This window comes from Atribacterota bacterium, assembly GCA_028717805.1.
Taxonomy (GTDB): domain Bacteria; phylum Atribacterota; class Phoenicimicrobiia; order Phoenicimicrobiales; family Stramentimicrobiaceae; genus Stramentimicrobium.
Genome location: JAQUNC010000007.1, coordinates 17,315 through 34,915 on the forward strand (window position 1 = coordinate 17,315; position 17,601 = coordinate 34,915).

17 protein-coding genes are annotated in these 17,601 nt (G+C 34.8%); 1 reads left to right on the forward strand and 16 read right to left on the reverse strand.

Going from position 1 to position 17,601, the window contains the following annotated elements; all coding sequences use genetic code 11:
* Window positions 1-18: 18 nt before the first annotated feature.
* From PHD84_02770 to PHD84_02810, 9 genes are all read right to left on the reverse strand, one after another.
* Window positions 19-1,191: a homocysteine biosynthesis protein gene (locus PHD84_02770; protein MDD5636726.1), complete on the reverse strand. Its 1,173-nt coding sequence runs from the start codon at window positions 1,189-1,191 to the stop codon at window positions 19-21.
* A 450-nt stretch (window positions 1,192-1,641) separates the two neighbouring features.
* The gene (locus PHD84_02775) at window positions 1,642-2,463 is read right to left on the reverse strand and encodes a methyltetrahydrofolate cobalamin methyltransferase (protein MDD5636727.1); all 822 of its coding nucleotides are present in this window, start codon (window positions 2,461-2,463) and stop codon (window positions 1,642-1,644) included.
* 116 nt (window positions 2,464-2,579) lie between these two features.
* On the reverse strand, window positions 2,580-3,599 hold the full coding sequence (locus PHD84_02780) for an electron transfer flavoprotein subunit alpha/FixB family protein (protein ID MDD5636728.1): 1,020 nt from the start codon (window positions 3,597-3,599) through the stop codon (window positions 2,580-2,582).
* Between the two features lie 15 nt (window positions 3,600-3,614).
* Window positions 3,615-4,403, reverse strand: a complete 789-nt coding sequence (locus PHD84_02785; protein MDD5636729.1) for an electron transfer flavoprotein subunit beta/FixA family protein — start codon at window positions 4,401-4,403, stop codon at window positions 3,615-3,617.
* A gap of 24 nt (window positions 4,404-4,427) precedes the next feature.
* Window positions 4,428-5,225 carry a methylenetetrahydrofolate reductase gene (locus PHD84_02790; GenBank protein MDD5636730.1) on the reverse strand — a complete coding sequence of 266 codons (798 nt, stop codon included), beginning with the start codon at window positions 5,223-5,225 and terminating at the stop codon, window positions 4,428-4,430.
* 31 nt (window positions 5,226-5,256) lie between these two features.
* Window positions 5,257-5,889, reverse strand: coding sequence for a corrinoid protein (locus PHD84_02795; protein ID MDD5636731.1), 633 nt, complete (start codon window positions 5,887-5,889; stop codon window positions 5,257-5,259).
* Window positions 5,890-6,151: 262 nt separating this feature from the next.
* The gene (locus PHD84_02800; GenBank protein ID MDD5636732.1) at window positions 6,152-7,465 is read right to left on the reverse strand and encodes a PocR ligand-binding domain-containing protein; all 1,314 of its coding nucleotides are present in this window, start codon (window positions 7,463-7,465) and stop codon (window positions 6,152-6,154) included.
* Window positions 7,466-7,662: 197 nt separating this feature from the next.
* Window positions 7,663-8,184 (reverse strand): integrase core domain-containing protein, encoded by a 522-nt coding sequence (locus tag PHD84_02805; protein MDD5636733.1) that lies wholly within the window; start codon window positions 8,182-8,184, stop codon window positions 7,663-7,665.
* Between the two features lie 68 nt (window positions 8,185-8,252).
* Window positions 8,253-8,495 carry a hypothetical protein gene (locus tag PHD84_02810; protein ID MDD5636734.1) on the reverse strand — a complete coding sequence of 81 codons (243 nt, stop codon included), beginning with the start codon at window positions 8,493-8,495 and terminating at the stop codon, window positions 8,253-8,255.
* A 459-nt stretch (window positions 8,496-8,954) separates the two neighbouring features.
* Here PHD84_02810 and PHD84_02815 point away from each other — a divergent pair, with 459 nt between their 5' ends.
* Complete coding sequence (locus PHD84_02815; protein ID MDD5636735.1) at window positions 8,955-9,878, forward strand: methylenetetrahydrofolate reductase; 924 nt, start codon at window positions 8,955-8,957, stop codon at window positions 9,876-9,878.
* A 590-nt stretch (window positions 9,879-10,468) separates the two neighbouring features.
* Here PHD84_02815 and PHD84_02820 read toward each other — a convergent pair.
* The 7 genes from PHD84_02820 to PHD84_02850 all read right to left on the reverse strand — a co-directional run bounded on the left by PHD84_02820 (window position 10,469) and on the right by PHD84_02850 (window position 17,601).
* Complete coding sequence (locus PHD84_02820; protein ID MDD5636736.1) at window positions 10,469-11,974, reverse strand: DUF4070 domain-containing protein; 1,506 nt, start codon at window positions 11,972-11,974, stop codon at window positions 10,469-10,471.
* Between the two features lie 18 nt (window positions 11,975-11,992).
* Window positions 11,993-12,877 (reverse strand): peptidoglycan editing factor PgeF, encoded by an 885-nt coding sequence (pgeF, locus tag PHD84_02825; protein ID MDD5636737.1) that lies wholly within the window; start codon window positions 12,875-12,877, stop codon window positions 11,993-11,995.
* Window positions 12,878-13,053: 176 nt separating this feature from the next.
* Complete coding sequence (locus PHD84_02830) at window positions 13,054-13,770, reverse strand: DUF2461 domain-containing protein (protein MDD5636738.1); 717 nt, start codon at window positions 13,768-13,770, stop codon at window positions 13,054-13,056.
* A 36-nt stretch (window positions 13,771-13,806) separates the two neighbouring features.
* Complete coding sequence (locus PHD84_02835; GenBank protein MDD5636739.1) at window positions 13,807-14,385, reverse strand: HDIG domain-containing protein; 579 nt, start codon at window positions 14,383-14,385, stop codon at window positions 13,807-13,809.
* A gap of 413 nt (window positions 14,386-14,798) precedes the next feature.
* Window positions 14,799-15,968 carry a galactokinase gene (gene galK / locus PHD84_02840; protein ID MDD5636740.1) on the reverse strand — a complete coding sequence of 390 codons (1,170 nt, stop codon included), beginning with the start codon at window positions 15,966-15,968 and terminating at the stop codon, window positions 14,799-14,801.
* 103 nt (window positions 15,969-16,071) lie between these two features.
* Window positions 16,072-16,683 (reverse strand): orotate phosphoribosyltransferase, encoded by a 612-nt coding sequence (gene pyrE, locus PHD84_02845; protein ID MDD5636741.1) that lies wholly within the window; start codon window positions 16,681-16,683, stop codon window positions 16,072-16,074.
* Window positions 16,684-16,701: 18 nt separating this feature from the next.
* Window positions 16,702-17,601, reverse strand: coding sequence for a dihydroorotate dehydrogenase (locus tag PHD84_02850; GenBank protein ID MDD5636742.1), 900 nt, complete (start codon window positions 17,599-17,601; stop codon window positions 16,702-16,704).

Sequence of the window (17,601 nt, forward strand, 5' to 3'; positions counted from 1 at the left end):
TTAGATTAATTGCCTCAACTAACGAATTTTAATGGTCTTTAATCTACCTAATTCCCCTTGGGAAGGAAAAAATTCAATAGGCTCCTGTAAAAAAAATTGTCCTTTTCCAATCCATTCTTTCAAGGAATGAGCAATAATTCTCGCTCTGGCATAACTGGATAAGGAAGAGGTCGGAACTTTTTTGCCCTTAATGTCTATCTGACCAGATCTAAGTTGGGCGTAATTGACCCAGCCCAGGGATGGTTTATCAGGATGTGGATAACTATAATCTAAGATTTCAGTATATATCTCCTCATCTTTAATACTAACTACTCTCATCATATCTTCATCAAGAATGGGTATGGGTATGCCAATACCAACATATAAAGAAACACCATATCCTGCAAAATAGGCAGCTTGAATAAAATCGGGTTTCATTTTTTTCAGGTTTCCTATTAACGCTAAAGTTGCTCCCTGCCTTGTCACAATCTCCTTCTCTGGAATAGTAACAGTTCTGGGACTGAATTGGGTACCCTCCCAAATAACATAACCCTCTGTACCCCCAATAAAGATACGGCTTCCAATCCCAATACTCCTTAAGCTAGGATCATTCAACAAGGGACTTAATTGTCCACTGGTGCTGTAGCTGGCATTGCCTAAATCAGGAAGAAGGATACCCATATAGGTATATATTTTTTTTGTTGATTGATTTACCGCTACATTATAATTCTGATAGGTATTTCTGGGATTGACCATAAAAGCCTGATTTACTGTTTCTTTGGAGATAGTTGCTTCAACTTCACGAGCAGGATAACAATCGGTTCCATTGGAAAGTGCTTTTAATCTAATATCCTTCCCTTTTACAAATTCTTCGATGACATGGGCTCCACCATAATCATTTCTTTCTGATTCTGATAATTGAGTAGCACCTAAATAAATATCAACAGCAGCCAGACCGGCATAAGCCATTACATCATTGAGCCACACCTTTTGCATTTTAATAGGTGGATCACTATGTCCTACATTAAAAAATGCTCCAGAGGAACACATGGGACCGAAGGTACCGGTAGTTACTACATCAACCAATTTGGTAGCTTCTTCTATTCCCTGTTCATCTTTTAAGGCAATTACTTCTTCTGCAGTCATTACAACTGCTTCTTTGCGAGCAATTTTTTCATTAATCTCCTGATATGTTCTTTTTAATTTACCCATGAACTATCTCCATTCCTATTTCTAAATCTGGATAAAAAGTATTTTATTGGAGTGGTTTTAAGGAAATACCTCAGATTTAAAAAAACTATTTTAGAGTACCGGAATTTCTAAAATCCAGTACTATAAAAACATTTCCCTAAATATTAAATCCAATAAAATCAATTGTCAAACCATTTTTATTTAACCATGAAAATCAACTTCATCTTCTTAGATGATAGTAATGATTAAATAAATTAATTTTACCATAAAGATTAATATACTAATTGAATATTTTTTACCTGGAGTCTAAAATAAGAGGCCGTTCTACTTATATTTATTCATTTAAACTAATGAAAAAGTATCACAAAAAGGGGATTAGAAAGGTAAAATCTCAGCTAGGATTTCTTAAAAATAACTGTTATACAAGTTTGAGGATATTTGCTTGATTATCCAAAAATAATAAATTTTTCATTATACAGAATTATGGTCAGCTGTTAACCTTCCCTCTCGGTAAGCCTTGATATATTCGCAACAATAATTATCCTTCCCCAACAGGGTTAAAGAAGTCTTAATCATAGCTATCAATCTTTTATCAGTAGGATCAATTATGGCGGCATTCATGCCACAAGACATAGTTAGAATCATGAAAACCTGGTTAATCAGCTTTCTTTCCGGAAGACCATAAGAAATGTTGCTTAAACCTATTACTGTTTTAACTTCAGGATAAATTTCCTTTACACCACGTATGGTATCTAAAACTATTAAACCATTTTGATCATTAGTTCCAATTGGAACTGCCAGAGGATCAATATATATATCTGCCAAGGGTACGCCAGAATCTGTTAACACTTGTATTAATTTACGGGCAATTTCAATACGTGTTTGGGCATTATCAGGAATACCTCGTTCATCCATAACCAGAGCTACTACAGCGCATTTATAATTTTTTATACTGGGTAGTAGTCTATCCATCTTTTCTTTTTCTCCAGTAACGGAATTAATGAATGCCTTTCCATTAGCCCAATTATGTGCTGCCAGACCTTTTTCAATTTCTTCAGCATTGGGGCTATCAATACATAAAGGAACTGCTGCTACCTCCTGTACAGTTTTAACCAGCCATTTCATATTCTCTTTACTGTTACCACTGGCAGCGGAGGCATTCACATCCAGGATATTGGCTCCTCCCTCTACCTGTTTCCTGGCTAATTCCTGAATAGATTTTACATCTCTATTTTCAATCATCTTTCTGACTCTTTCTCTGGTAGAATTTAATTTTTCACCAATAATTAGCATAACTAAATCTCCTTTTCATATTTCATATAAGTAATTGAAATTTCATAAATTTTGAAGTGAGAAACCTTTTAATTATCATCTTTGTCTGAATGATGAGGCATATTCTTATTCTAATTTTATAGTTCAGTTATTTCGTAAATAATTTCCGGAATAATTTCAAATAAATCTCCTATTACCGCTATATCGGCTATTTGCATCATAGGTGTATGTGGATTTTGGTCAATAGCTATTATTAAGTCACAGGACTGCATTCCTACCAGATGTTGTATCTGTCCCGAAATACCACAGGCTATATAAACCTTTGTTTGAACTGTTTGTCCTGTTTGTCCAACCTGATGGGCATAGGAAATCCAGCCTGCATCAACAGCTGCCCTGCTTGCTCCTAAGGCTGCACCTCCAACCTTTTCGGCAAATCTTTTTAAGAGATCAAAACCCTTCTTCCCCTGCATTCCTCTTCCCCCTGAAATTATTATCTGAGCATCAGCGAGATTAACAGCAGTTTTAGTATCATGGAAAACACTAATTATCTTCTTAATATTTTTGATATCACCATTAAAAATCTTCTCTTTTATTATTCTACCGGTACAAGTATAATTGGGCTCTGGCATCTTCATAACCCTTGGTCGAACAGTTGCCATTTGAGGTCGATAATTTGAACTGCGTATAATAGCCATAATGTTACCACCAAAAGCTGGTCTGGTTTGAAGTAGATCCCCGCTCTCTGGGTCAATGGAAAGTCCTGTGCAATCAGCAGTAAGGCCAGAATGGGTCATGACAGCGACCCTAGGAATCAAAGCCCTTCCCCTTGAAGTAGCTCCACATATAATTGTTTCAGGCTTATATTTAACAATAATTCTCTTTAATATTTTAGATTCCAGTTCATCAATAAATCCAGAAAATGCCTTATTATCTAATATTATTACTACATCTGCACCATAGGCAAAAAGCAGTTCCAAATTATCCTCTAACTTAGAACTCAGAACAATAATCCAAACCTCACTATTCCTCAAATCAGCTAAATTCCTAGCTACTCCAATTAATTCATAAGTTACTGTTTGTATTTTCCCAAATAAGAGTTCTGCTATTACCCAAATATTACGATACTTTTTCCTATCAAATTCTGTAGTAACCTTCATACTATCATCCTTATATTAAATTATATTGCGCATTCTTAATTCTCGCAGCAAGCTTCTGGCACATTCTCTAGCCGATCCTTCAATCCTTTTAGTACTGGCATGCCTTGGAGCAGGCTGTTCTATTTTTACTACCCTGGTTGGTGAGCCATCAAGCCCAATCTTTGTTTTTTCAATTTTTATATCTTCTGGCTTCCAAACTGGAATTTCCCGCTTCAGAGAAGCTAATCTCCCTTTGAGGGTTGGTACCCTGGGAATATTAATATCTTTTACCACAGTCATCACTGCAGGCAGTGCTATTTCACAAATATCGTAACCATCTTCATGCATTCTTTTCACCCTGATAATAGAAGATGATAGCTCTTCTACTGCCATAACATAAGTGGCCTGTACCCAATTCAAATGAGCAGCGATACCAGGACCTACCTGGGCTGTATCTCCATCTATGGCCTGTTTACCACAAAGGACCAGGTCAACTTTACCTATTTTTTTTATTGCCCTGGCTAGAACATAACTCGTTGCCCAGGTATCTGAACCAGCAAAATCCCGGTCACTAAGTAAAATTGCTTTATCCACTCCCAGAGAAAGAACTTCTCGTAGTGCTTGTTCAGCTTTAGGAGGACCCATAGTGAGGGCTAAGACTTCTCCACCAAATTTATCTCTTAACTGTATTCCTTCTTCTACTGCATAGGTATCAAAGGGATTAAGAATTGCTCTTACTCCTTCTCTAACTATTCTTTTTGTCTCCGGATCAATTTTGGTATCATTAGTTGCTGGTACCTGCTTGATGCAAACTACTATCTTCATAATTCCTCCCTGCCTTTATGCTGCTTAAACTAAGGTTTCTTTAATCAAATCAAACTGGTTTTTTATTCCTAATAGAGATAAATAAACACCACACCCCGGATATAAATTATGAAGAACTTTTAAATTTGCTATAGGATCATATTCACCGTTCATGGTTATCTCATAACCTACTACTTCAGAAAGAAGATGTAGCTTTTTACTCATCCATGCTTCTACTATTACTGGTATTTGGGGATACTTTTTAAGAAGTTTATTTATTACCTTATTTCTTCCCAATAATGGTTGAGTAATGATAAATGTAGCGCCGGCTTTAATCTTTTTTTCCATCTTTTCAAATTCATGCTCCTCCGGTTCATAAGGATTAAAAGCAACCCCCAGAATAAAAGCCCCAGGATACTCTCGGCTTATATATTTCAGCAATTCGACAGAAGTAACAGAATCAATATTGGTTAAATTTACATCTACGGGTCGGAGCTTGGGAAGACGAATAGATCCATCTCCAGTAATTACCAGAATATACTTAATGCCTTTTCGGAGGCAAGCATTAAGAATATTATCCAGGTCATCCTTTCTATGGAAAGTATTAAGATGAATCATTACCTGTTTTAGCATTACCGGAAGCTTAAATTCTTCAATTATTTCAGTCCCCTGGAAAGATAAATTACCCATAGTATTATCAGTAATACAAACACAATATCCACTGTTAATAACCTTCATATATCTAGTGTAAAATTTTTCAAGGTCTGACTCCAGGTTTTCTGAATCCTGTTTTGGTGGTAAAACTTCCACCAAGTAATTCTTGTTACGAATGTGATGAATCATAAAATTCTCCGATGAATTGAAATTTTTCACTCTAAGCTATAAATTTTTTAGCATCTTCGGCTGCAGAAGCAGCATCAGGAGAGTAGCCATCAGCACCAATTTGTTCTGCATAATTTTGGGTTATGGGAGCTCCTCCAATCATTACTTTTACCTTCTCACGCAAATCTGACAATTGAAGGGATTTGATTACATCCACCATGTTAACCATAGTAGTAGTTAAGAGTGCTGACATTCCTAATATATTGGGTTTGTATTCTTTAACCGCAGATACAAACTTATCTGCTGAGACGTCTACTCCTAGATCTATAACTTCAAAACCTGCTCCTTCTAACATCATTTTTACTAAATTCTTTCCTATATCATGTAGATCTCCTTTTACGGTTCCTATTACTACTTTGCCTATATTTTTTACTCCTGTTTCAACTAATTTAGGCTTTAATACATCCATTCCGGCATGCATAGCTCGGGCAGCAATTAATACTTCTGGCACATATACTTCATTATTCTTAAATTTTACCCCGATAATATTCATTCCTTTGATTAAGCCATTTTCAAGTATCTCTTTTGGAGACAATTTTTCTGCTAAAGCCAGTCGAACCAATTCTTCTACTTTACCTGCATCACCTCTTTGAAGTGCTTCAGATATTTCATTCAAATCTAACATCTTATATCCCCCCTATTATTTATAGTTTCTCTTAATTTTAAAGAATAAAAAAATCTAATACTATATCAGGATTGTCCTGTTAGGTAATTTCTTGCTTTTTTTAAGAATATTATTGTATATTTAGACTTTTGGAAACTTAACCTAATGGGAAATGCCCTAAAGAAACAATTACTATTATAATGAGTTAACAGAAAATTAGGAGCTTAAATATATCAGAGGAAAGATAGAGGAATTATAATAAAAGTAAAATGGATTAGAAACACTATCTCTTCATTTTTTCCTTATAATCAGAAGTAGATATTCCTTCTATCTTTTTAAAAACTTTACAAAAATAGCTTTGATCGGGGTAACCTACCTCAAAAGCAATTTGAGTAGAGCTCCATGAAGTATTCTCTAATAATTTCTTTGCTTCCTCGATTCGTACCTTGGTAAGATATTCCAATATGGTAGAGCCAGTTTCTTTTTTAAAAATATGGCTTAAATAATAAGAACTCAGATATACTGCTTTACTGATATCCTGTAATGTTATCTTCTTCTTATAGTTTGACCGAATAAACTCCCTTACCTTTCTAATAATATCAACGTTTTTAATATTCCTATTTTCATATACTGATTCAGTAAATCTATCCAGAACCTTTACAATCCAGATACACAATTCTTCAATAGATTTTAGTTTACCGATTTCCTGGATATATTCAAAATTTAATCCCAGAACCATTTCTAATTCAGCCTTGGCTTCCACAGCAGCTCGAGAAAGGATAACTGCCAGCTCTAGGATACGAGCCCTAACCAACTCAATCTGACCGGCATTCTTAAATAATATCTGACCTAAAATTTCATTTAATACTTCTTTAGCGCCCTCTTTATCACCTAATTTCACTCTACGCAGCAATTCTCTCTCTGTTTTTAAAGGATAAAGCGAAGAGATGGGAAGGGGAGAATTTTCATCTTCTACGTTCTGCTCTAGTAACTCTATTTCTGTCCTTTTTATACGCTGAATCTCTTCAGAAATTTTTGCTTGTTGCAAATACTTTTCCTGACGCAATTTAATATCAATTAATTCCATCTTTACCAGGTAGTTTGCCATGATATAAAGAATATCAGCAGCAGCTCTTACCCTTTCTTCTGATACTATCTTTATCTTGCTAAGAGCTTTTTGTAGGAGTAATTCTTCTACCCCTAAAGATTTGCTTATTTTCCTCATCTCTTTCCATAAAGAAGTGTCTGGCTCTCTCATTAACACTCCGCCGGAAACAAAATTACCTAATAATTCACCAGCACACCAAAAAGGAGCTGACCATTCGATTAGTCCAGCATGACATTGATATATATAAGGAAAACCAAATTCGCTACTCTTTTCGGCACTATTATAAAAGGCATTGAGACAGTTCTTTTCTCCTATAGAATTCTTCTGAATTAACTTACAAAATTCACAAAAATATCTACCACTATGAGTAGGAAAAATAAATTTACCATTTCCTGGCACAAAAATCACGCTTATTCCTACTGCCCGATAATAGGAATCTATTAGCCATCTTACGGTATCAATAATTTTAAAATTTTCTTTCTGACTCATTTTTTGCACCACTTCATATATAGGAGAGGTAATTTCACGACTTTACCAGAGAATGCCCTAATAATAGTGTCAATAGGATAACATTATATTATGTGCATAGTAAATCAATGATTATCCCTTTCTTTAATAAGATAATTTGTATGATTTCCAAGATGTCTTTACATATCTATTTCTTTCCTATAACAATAGAATACTATTTATCTGGGTTCCGGTAAAGTGAATTTACGTTTACCATTGATAAATTTCTGGTAAGGAATCTTTCCCTTTAGACGATTACCCTGATTCGTTCTTTTAAAATTATAATAGTAGATGAACTTTTCCAAATAATCCTGTAACTGGTCCAAAGAGGTATAGATATTCTTAATCATTATTAGTTGGTAAAACTCTTCTAACAGTGTTCTGTTAAATCTTTCTACGATAACGTTACTCCTGGGACATCTGGGCTTAATCTTAGTGTGAGCGATACCATGCTTGGCCAGAAATGTTTCATAATCATGCTTGCCATTTTCCCAGTAGGTGGTATACTCTTTGCCATTATTGGTTAAGATGTGATCTAAGGGAATATGAAACACCTCATAGACTGGTATCACTTTGGTCTTGACAAGGTCAATAGCACTGTCAGTTCTCTTATTGGTATAGACATTGGCAAAGCTGAAGTGGACATAGGCATCAATACCGACCTGCTGGTAGATCCTACCCAAGCCCTTGATGGTGCCCACATAGAAGGTATCCTGGCAGAAGAGAGCACCGGGATAGAAAGCCTGGATATGGATTTCTTCTCTCTTTTCTACCTCTCTGAGATACCTTTTTCGGTAATGACTGGATTATCCGAGTATTCCTGGGCACAAAAGAGTCTATCTAGACGTTTGTTTAACCCTCTTCGTCTTGGGACATGATAGATGCCGGTTTCACTGATGGTAATACCCTGTGCTTTCAGCTCATTGGATATTCTTCTGAGTCCATGGGTCGGGTAATCTGTTGTGTAATTGTAAATGATTGTCTCAGATTTCAGTTTGATCTGATTGGGCATGTCGGACCTAGACTTTTGTCTATTGAACAAACCTTGATAATCGAATTTGTTGAATCTTTTTTAGCCACTAGTAATAGACCGTTCTGGATACGTTAAACAATCTACAGGTATCAGTAATGTTCTTGTTTTTATATGCATGTTAGGATACACTATGCTTTTAATGAGCAATGAAATCATCTATGATCATGTATGCTCTCTCCTTCCTATTTAAAATTTGTTTTTCAACTATATTCTATAGGAAAGACAACATGCATGACCAATTTTTTTAAACTAATTTATACTAAATTGTTAACACTACTCGAAATTAGTACCTAAATATTTAGCAAAATTTTACCTGAACCAAACATTATGAATTGACATCTTTATCTTAAAATGATAATATCTGTTCAATTTAATTAATAAAAGCTATCTTATAGATTTTCTTGTTGGAACCATATAACTTTCAGAAAGCCATTCTAAATGAGACTAAAAGAAAAATTAGAAAAGAAAAAATTTGTTTTTACTGTAGAATTGGATCCGCCCCTTAATGTGAATATTGACTATCTACTAGAAAGTATTAAAAAATATTTAAATCTAACTGATGCTATTAATATCACCGATTGTCCCTTAGCCTGCTTAAGAATGGGACCTATTGCTCTCTCTCATATTATTCAGGAAAGTGTGCATTTAGAAACTATCTTTCATATTACTTGTAGAGACAGAAACTTGTTAGCTTTAAAGGCGGAATTGCTGGGAGCTTATGCTTTGGGTGTGAAAAATATTCTTGCTCTGTCCGGAGATCATCCCAAAATGGGAGATCATGCCCAAGCTACTGCCGTTTTTGATGTAGATTCCATAGGCTTAATTAAAATTATTCAGGAATTAAATCAAGGATATTTTTCTAGCAATAAAACTTCTAATTATAAAACTGACTTTTTTACAGGTGTAGCAGTAAATCCAGGATCTAAAGAATTTGATAGAGAATTATCAAGATTGGAAAAAAAAGTATCTGCTGGAGCAAATTTTATCCAGACCCAACCTATTTTTAGTATAAAAATACTGGAAAATTTTCTGAATATTACCAGTCACATAATCATTCCTAAAATTATCGGTATAATGCCATTAAGAGGTAAAAAGATGGTTGATTATATTGAAAAAAATCTTTCCCATATTTTTATTCCTGACAGTATAAGATCTAGGATGATTAATTCGGGCTTAGAAGAAGGTATAACTATTGCGCAGGAGCTAGTTAAAGAACTTCTGACTATAAAAGAGATAGCGGGCATCCATATCTTTCCTATGAATAAATTGTCGGTTATTCCTCGACTAATCGTTAAAAATCCAGATGAACATTTAGATTATTATTCCCCTGAAGTTTTTTCGAAGATGGATACTATCTTATGATTTTTTCAGTACCTATTGTTATCCTGATATAGGCAGAGCAATGCCAAATTTTGGCAGAACAGCCAGAATGCATTCTCTCATTCACTTATGGCAATTATATCAGCATACCGTTACCGTTTGAAATCTAGAAAAGATAAAATTCGCTTCACTGGTATATAAGACAGATTTAACTTAGCAAACTGTTGTATAGAAATTCCTTCCCCTGTTTATTGTTGTAATATAGCTTTTTACGACAAACACCCTTCACTAAGAAAGACCTGGCAGTAACTTGAATTAAACGATTAACAGAATAGGATAGTTGAACCTTTAGGCTTCATCTAACATAATCAGAATATGTACTGGTATCCTTCCGAAAAAATATGTTCCATTGGAATACACATTATATTTTAATGACTGAAGGAAGGAAAGTGAGATAAAATAATGAAAGAAAATAGGATCCATTGTAGCAATATCATTAATTATGCTTGATATTTCACGTATTTCAAGAATAACAGAGAGATATTTAAAAAAATCTTCCTCAAGAAAGGAATAGATAAATACCCCGTTTATTGCTATCATGTAAGATATAAATAATTCTATAAAATTTTCTGTTATTCTGTTACTACTTTATTCCCCTCAAAAATTTTTCGAAAATGAAAACCAGTTATAGCGTAAGTGATTGCTGCCGGGAAAAGTTTAGGTCGATGAAATAGAGTCCAGAAAAACATCTTCCAGTAATATTTCCTTCCCCTTTCCTTAATTCCCAGATACCAAACTGATTTAAAGAAGGCTGCCAGGTAAATCCAGCGCAGGCGATTTATCCGTATTTTAAATTTTTTGGTATTTAAACTTTTAATCAAAGATAATACTCTATTATAATAATAATTTGGTGAATAAATGGTATGTAATATTTTTTGGTAACCCTTTAACAATTCTTGATAATCCATTTTGGGAATAAAATTAATAGTAAAATCAGTGTTGCTACCGCTGGGTATTCTCAAAAAGCGTTTCTCTTTAATAAGTCTTTGATATAATTTAGTTCCTACCGGTGCATTGAGAAGACCAACCATAGCTGTGACAATGCCACTCTTCTGAATAAAATTAATCATTTCATCAAAGATACTGGGAGGATCATGGTCAAATCCCACAATAAAACCACCGGTTACCTGAAGTCCACATTGTTGCACCTTATGGACTGCATCAATTAAATTACGATGTCTATTCTGGTTTTTATGACATTCTTCCAGGCTTTCTTCATGAGGAGTTTCAATACCAATAAAAACTGAATCAAAACCTGCCTCTACCATCATATTCATTAGCTCCTCTTCATCAGCAATATTAATGGAAGCTTGGGTACTAAAAGAAAAACAGTGTCCTTTTTCTTTATTCCAGCTAATCAGGGCAGGCAGGATTTCTTTCTTTAATTTACTCTTATGAGCTATAAAATTATCATCCACCATAAAAACTCCTTCCCGCCATCCCAATTGGTATATTTTATCTAACTCTTTCAGTAGTTGATATTTTGATTTAGTCCTGATCTTATGACCAAAAAGCATGGTGACATCACAAAAATCACAATCAAAGGGACAGCCCCTGGAATACTGCATACAAAGAGAGTTATATTGTTTTAAATCTTTAATTAATTCCCAGGCCGGAACCGGGGAATGCTCCAGATCAGCTTTTTCTTTACTGGCGTAAATTCTTTTCAGATTCCCCCTGTGCAAATCTGCTAAAAACAAAGGTAGGGTCACTTCTGCTTCATTCAAAACTAAGTAGTCTACCTGGGGAAAATCCTGATAAGCGGCTGTAAAAAGGGGACCTCCTGCTACAATAATTGCTCCGATTCTCTTGCATTGTCCAATAAGGTCGGTTACTGATTTTCGCTGGATAGACATGGCACCGATAAAAACATAATCAGCCCACTTAATATCCTGTTCAGTCAGACAATCACCAGCAGAAAGATCTATCAACCTTTTTTCCCACTCAGCAGGAAGTAAAGCAGCTACAGTAAGCAATCCCAATGGGGGTAAGCTGGCTTTCTTTGCCACAAATTTGAGAACATATTTATAACTCCAGAACGTTTCGGGATAAGAAGGATAAATCATTAATATTTTCATCATAATAAACCCTCCCTATTATTCTCTCAACATAATTCCAGCAGCAAAACGACCTGTACATCGATGTTCTTTTCTATTGGAAAAAAATAGATTAGAATGACAGGAAGTACACAGATAGGCGATTTCGATATGCTCCTCCGGTATCCCACAACTTAACAATTGTATTTTGTTAGCCTGCCACAAATCGAAAAAAAACCTTTCACCATTAGAAAAAGAACGAATTAAATTTTGCTCTTTTGGAAAAGACTCCTTAACTTTATATAATACATCCTTTCCCACCTGATAGCAACAGGGACCAATAGAAGGACCAATAGCACAGATAATATCCAGGGCTCTGCAGTGATAATGAGATTGCATTAAACGAATAGTTTTCTGAGTAATGAGGCCGACTGTTCCCTTCCATCCGGCATGAACCAGAGCAATAACCTTTTTTCTATAGTCAAAAAGTATTACTGGCACGCAATCAGCAACAAAAATTAGAAGACAGATATTTCTATAAGCAGTAATCATAGCATCACTGATTTGCACTGGATTAGTTAAATCCTTGTTATTCTTTAATCCCTTTCTGTTGTTAATTAAAAATACGTTCGTTCCATGTTCCTGCTGAGTAAAAATAAAACTTTCAGTAGATATGCCGAGGGATTTAGCCAAGCGGTCACGGTTTTTGAGAACATGTTCCTCTCTATCTCCCACATGAGAAGCTAAATTAAAAGAATGAAATGGTTTTTCACTGTAACCACCATGTCGGGTAGTGATGAAATGCAGAACATCTTCATGTTGAGATAAACCGAGAAAGCGAGTAATTGGAATGCCATCTAAACCAACTTTAGTAAAAAATATATTTGATTTGATGTTATCTTTGGATTCAATCATAACATAATCTACGGGATAATCAAGAGGCATTCTTCCCCCTGAGAATCCCTGTATTATTATTGAGTATATGGTATTTAGTAAACCGTAGTAGTGTTCCTATATAAAGTAGTTATTGTAGTTATATATTTTATAGGATCCTGAGGGATTATAACTTTGGGCAGTAAATGTCCTCAGAAAATTAAAAATTTTTAACTAAGTTACTTTAGTTATTGCTTTTCGCTATAGACATACTTGGTTATCCAATTGTAAAGCTGAGACCAATCTTTGTAAATATTATAAACTAATTTCAGAAGATCTCGATTGTATAGTTCAGGAGGAATAGACATCTCTCTATAGACCAACAGACCATTAAAACGAATTAAATCTTTCAGCTTGTCATTGCTTACCTGGTATCCCTCTGGAATATTTTTATAATAGTTTCCACTTATATGATATTCCTGGTTTCCTTTTATCTTATCAATTATTTGCCATAATTCTTCTCCACTTGCCTGATCGACAATTGCTTCACGAAAATAACGCAAAGCCTTACGGGAAAATACTTGGATACCTGCGGACAGATATAATTGCTCCGGCCTTAATTCGAAATAATAACCTGGAGATTTTTTTGCTCTCCTTATACCTTGCCAAAACCACAGGCCCAAGAATGGTCGGTAAGGATTCTGGTCATTTGAAAACCTGGCATCCTGATAGATGCGGCATATGGAACGATTAACTCGTGGATCAGCCTGAATCCCGGGAGATATTTTTTGCAGCATATCCCCAAGCTCTGCTACAAAAATACTGGCTGGTTGCAACACTTTTTTGCTATAATCCTTTTTGCGTGCTAAAAACCATTCACGATTATTATTCTCTTTCAAATTTTTTAGAAAGAAGACCGTTTCGGCAGAAAAACCTTCAAAGCGACTATGTTTGCGGACTAACATACTAATTTACCTCCACTAATTGTTCAGGTACGCTCTTTAAGCAAAACCCTTTAATCCAATTTCTTCTGCAACTTCTTGCATACCTTTGATAGTATCATCAATTAATTGTGAAAGTTCTATACCAAGCATTTCAGCTCCTTTCAGAATAATATCGCGGTTAACTCCTGCTGCAAAACGTTTATCCTTCCATTTCTTTTTAACTGATTTAACCTCCACATCAATCACGCTTCTGGAAGGTCTCACTAAAGCAGTAGTCACTACTAATCCCGTTAATTCATCAATAGCATAAAGAGTCTTTTCTAATGTTGTTTCCGGTTTTACATCTGAACATATTCCCCAGCCATGGCTAATTACGGCACGGATATAATCCTCTGGCCAGCCTTTTTCTTCAAGTATTTCTTTGCTCTTCTGGCAATGCTGCTCTGGAAATCTATAATAATCAAGATCATGAACTAAACCAATTATTCCCCATTTCTCTTCATCTTCACCATTTTTCCTGGCCATATAACGCATTACCCCTTCCACCGCTAGAGCATGTTTTATAAGACCATCATCCTGATTGTACTCTTTTAATAATTGTAAGGCATCTCCTCTGGTGGGATTATATCTGTTCATGATAACCTCCTTCTCAAGATATTCAAGGGGAATTCTTCACCTTGAAAACTTCTTAAGTTAAGCTAAAATTATATTTTATTCATCCCCACCTATCTTGTTTATTAACCAAGATAGGATTTCTTGAACAAGTATTTTGCTGGCACGTTTTCAGGATATTCTTCCACTGATTTTTTTGGTTTTAACACTTTTATAATAAATCCTATTTTGATCTTATCTTAAAATTTAACTTATAGTATATTGTTTCTTATTTACATAAAGATATTTCTAGGTATCAAATTTTTTTAAACTCCGACACTTCGAAATGGGTCTTCAATTATTGCATCATTATAGCATTATATCAATAGAATGAAAAGCAAACTATTATTTAGTATATTTTCTTTAAAGTCTTACCGTCTTCCAGTCAATCAAAGTTCTTACATATGACCAATTTTTTTCTCCCAAAGACCATCGGTAATTTGTACCGATAAAAAACGAGGTAATTTATTAAATACCAGCTCATATTTTCCCTTAATTGCAGAAAATATCTTGTTTACTTTCTCCTTCTTAATTAATGCCAGTACACACCCTCCAAAACCAGCTCCCATCATTCTGGCACCTATCACTCCTTCACTTGCTCCGAGATAATCTACAATAAAATCCAATTCAGGACAACTAACTTCATAAAGGTATTTAAGCCCATTATGTGTAGAATAGAGTAATTGCCCTACCTGATTAAATGATTTATTCTGTAAAGCCCGCACCATCCTCTTTACCCTTAGATTCTCTTCAACAATGTAAATTATTCTTTTAAATATAGTAGGTGGAAATTTGTTCCTGAGTTGTAGTAGATCTTTTAACTCTACCTCTCCTAATGATTTTAACTGTGGATTAAGAAACTCTTTCAGTATCTCTAAACCGGTTAGGCATTCGGAACGCCTTATATTGTAATCACTTTTTTCTAAACTGTGAGAAACCGTTGTATCTATTAATATAAAAGTATTATTGCTCAATGGTAAATAAATATATTGGTAATCCATATTTTGAACATTTAAAAATAGAGCATGATTTTCCTTGCCCATAATGGAGACAAATTGATCCATAATTCCACATTTTACACCTATAAAATCATTTTCTGCTTTTTGAGCTAATTCAGCCATATTTCTGGGATTGATATTTAGACTAAATATCTCATTTAGGGCAAATAAAAAGGCGACCTCCAGTGCAGCTGAACTGGAGAGACCGGCTCCCACAGGTATGTCGCTGGTTACATAAACATCTAATCCTGGGTAATCTGTAAAATCCAGTTCCTGCTGCAGGATAAATAGGATGGCTTTTAGATATTTTGCCCAACCATCTTCTCTCTTTATTGGTATAAGTGGATATTCTTGCACAATTAATCCGGGATACTCTGTAGAATATGCCCTTAATACCCTGGAATTATTTTTTCTTATGCCTAAACTAATATAGCGATTAATGGTTGCCGGCAATACAACACCCTTGTTATAATCAGTGTGTTCACCAATAATATTTATTCTCCCTGGTGCATGATAGAATAAAAAATCTTTCTCATCCTCAAATATATCGCTAATATTTGTGCCCTTCAAAATTCACTCCTTAATAAAGTTTTATTTATTAACCAATATATTATTAGCTAATTTATTAAATGCTGTACCTTTTTTGAAATTATCATTGAATATTGGAATATTTTTAGATAAAACGACTCCCTGGATTTTCAAGAGGTTTACCAATCCTGCAGAGAGGACATACATCAGCAGTATAGGTATTTATATTCATTTGTAAGGCACTATATAAAGGTAATTTTAAAGGATATTCTTGGCTCCTTCGATCAACAATACAAGCTACCCCAATTACATTGGCACCCCTTTTTTCTACCAATTCCTTCACTTCTATCGTAGATTTGCCAGTAGTAACAACATCCTCTGTTATTAATACCTTCTCACCAGGTTTAATCACAAAACCTCTTCTTAATTGCATTATCCCATCTTTACGCTCTGCAAACATGGCTTTCTTGTTTAATTGTCGCCCCAGTTCATAGGCTACGATGATGCCTCCTAAAGCCGGTCCTACTACAATTTCCATATCCAGGTGTTTAACCTTTTCAACAACCAATTCCAGAACCTTCTTAGCATAAGAAGGATATTGTAATATTCTAGCACACTGAATGTATCCATCACTGTGAATTCCTGATGAAAGTAAAAAATGTCCGTCTAATATTGCCCCTGTTTTGTTAAGTATTTCCCAAATCTCTCTTTCTTCAAAAGATAGCATATTATAATTTTTTAACAATAAATTTCCCATCTTACTGCTCTCCTCTTTTTATATGATACCACGAATCTCATCTAATGATGGGATTCCTTCTGTTCTTAAAAAATTATCTATCTCAGTAATAATCTGTAAACAGGAATTAGGATTTATAAAATTAGCAGTCCCAACTTGAATACAGGTTGCTCCAACCATAATAAATTCAAGGGCATCTCGTCCATTACAAATACCACCAATTCCCATAACCGGTATTTTAACTTTCTGGCATACCTCGTGAACCATACGCAGCGCAATCGGTTTGATAGCTGGACCAGAAAGTCCCGCATATATATTATCAAATACAGGCATCCTCCTTTTTATATCAATTGCCATAGCCTTAAAGGTATTAACTAATGATAATCCATCAGCCCCCTCTTCCTCACAGCACTGGGCAATCTTAACTATATCATCAGCATTGGGAGATAGCTTGACTATTAAAGGTAATTTATTAACACTCCTTACTTGTCTCACTAATTCTCTGGCAGTACTAGAAGTTATTCCAAAAAGCATTCCTCCTTCCTTTACATTAGGACAGGAGATATTTAACTCAATCATATCTGCCTCTTCTTCAGAAAGAAGAGCAGCCAATTCAACATATTCTGCCATTGTTGAGCCGCTTATATTTATAATTATTCTTACTCCCTCATCCCTTATTTTCTTTAACATCGGTAAATCCTGTTTGATAAATAAATCTATTCCCTTATTCTCTAATCCAATACTGTTCATTATTCCTGAGGCAGTTTCCCAAATTCTAATCCCTTTGTTCCCTGTTCGGTGACATAAAGTTAATCCTTTGGTACAAATTCCGCCTATTTGAGAAAGGTCGAAATGCTGCTCAAATCCTGTACCAAAAGTCCCAGAAGCAGCAATAACCGGATTTTTAAAAATAATTTTCCCAAATAGTACTTGAAGTAT

Excerpts from the sequence above, each read along its gene's own strand:
- PHD84_02815 (MDD5636735.1), top strand. The coding sequence starts at position 8,955 with ATGAGACTAAAAGAAAAATTAGAAAAGAAAAAATTTGTTTTTACTGTA.
- pgeF (MDD5636737.1), bottom strand. The coding sequence starts at position 12,877 with ATGCCTCTTGATTATCCCGTAGATTATGTTATGATTGAATCCAAAGAT.
- pyrE (MDD5636741.1), bottom strand. The coding sequence starts at position 16,683 with ATGGGAAATTTATTGTTAAAAAATTATAATATGCTATCTTTTGAAGAA.
- PHD84_02775 (MDD5636727.1), bottom strand. The coding sequence starts at position 2,463 with ATGCTAATTATTGGTGAAAAATTAAATTCTACCAGAGAAAGAGTCAGA.
- PHD84_02785 (MDD5636729.1), bottom strand. The coding sequence starts at position 4,403 with ATGAAGATAGTAGTTTGCATCAAGCAGGTACCAGCAACTAATGATACC.
- PHD84_02800 (MDD5636732.1), bottom strand. The coding sequence starts at position 7,465 with ATGAGTCAGAAAGAAAATTTTAAAATTATTGATACCGTAAGATGGCTA.
- PHD84_02810 (MDD5636734.1), bottom strand. The coding sequence starts at position 8,495 with ATGCCCAATCAGATCAAACTGAAATCTGAGACAATCATTTACAATTAC.
- PHD84_02835 (MDD5636739.1), bottom strand. The coding sequence starts at position 14,385 with ATGAACAGATATAATCCCACCAGAGGAGATGCCTTACAATTATTAAAA.
- PHD84_02820 (MDD5636736.1), bottom strand. The coding sequence starts at position 11,974 with ATGAAAATATTAATGATTTATCCTTCTTATCCCGAAACGTTCTGGAGT.
- PHD84_02780 (MDD5636728.1), bottom strand. The coding sequence starts at position 3,599 with ATGAAGGTTACTACAGAATTTGATAGGAAAAAGTATCGTAATATTTGG.
- PHD84_02770 (MDD5636726.1), bottom strand. The coding sequence starts at position 1,191 with ATGGGTAAATTAAAAAGAACATATCAGGAGATTAATGAAAAAATTGCT.
- PHD84_02790 (MDD5636730.1), bottom strand. The coding sequence starts at position 5,225 with ATGATTCATCACATTCGTAACAAGAATTACTTGGTGGAAGTTTTACCA.
- PHD84_02795 (MDD5636731.1), bottom strand. The coding sequence starts at position 5,889 with ATGTTAGATTTGAATGAAATATCTGAAGCACTTCAAAGAGGTGATGCA.
- PHD84_02830 (MDD5636738.1), bottom strand. The coding sequence starts at position 13,770 with ATGTTAGTCCGCAAACATAGTCGCTTTGAAGGTTTTTCTGCCGAAACG.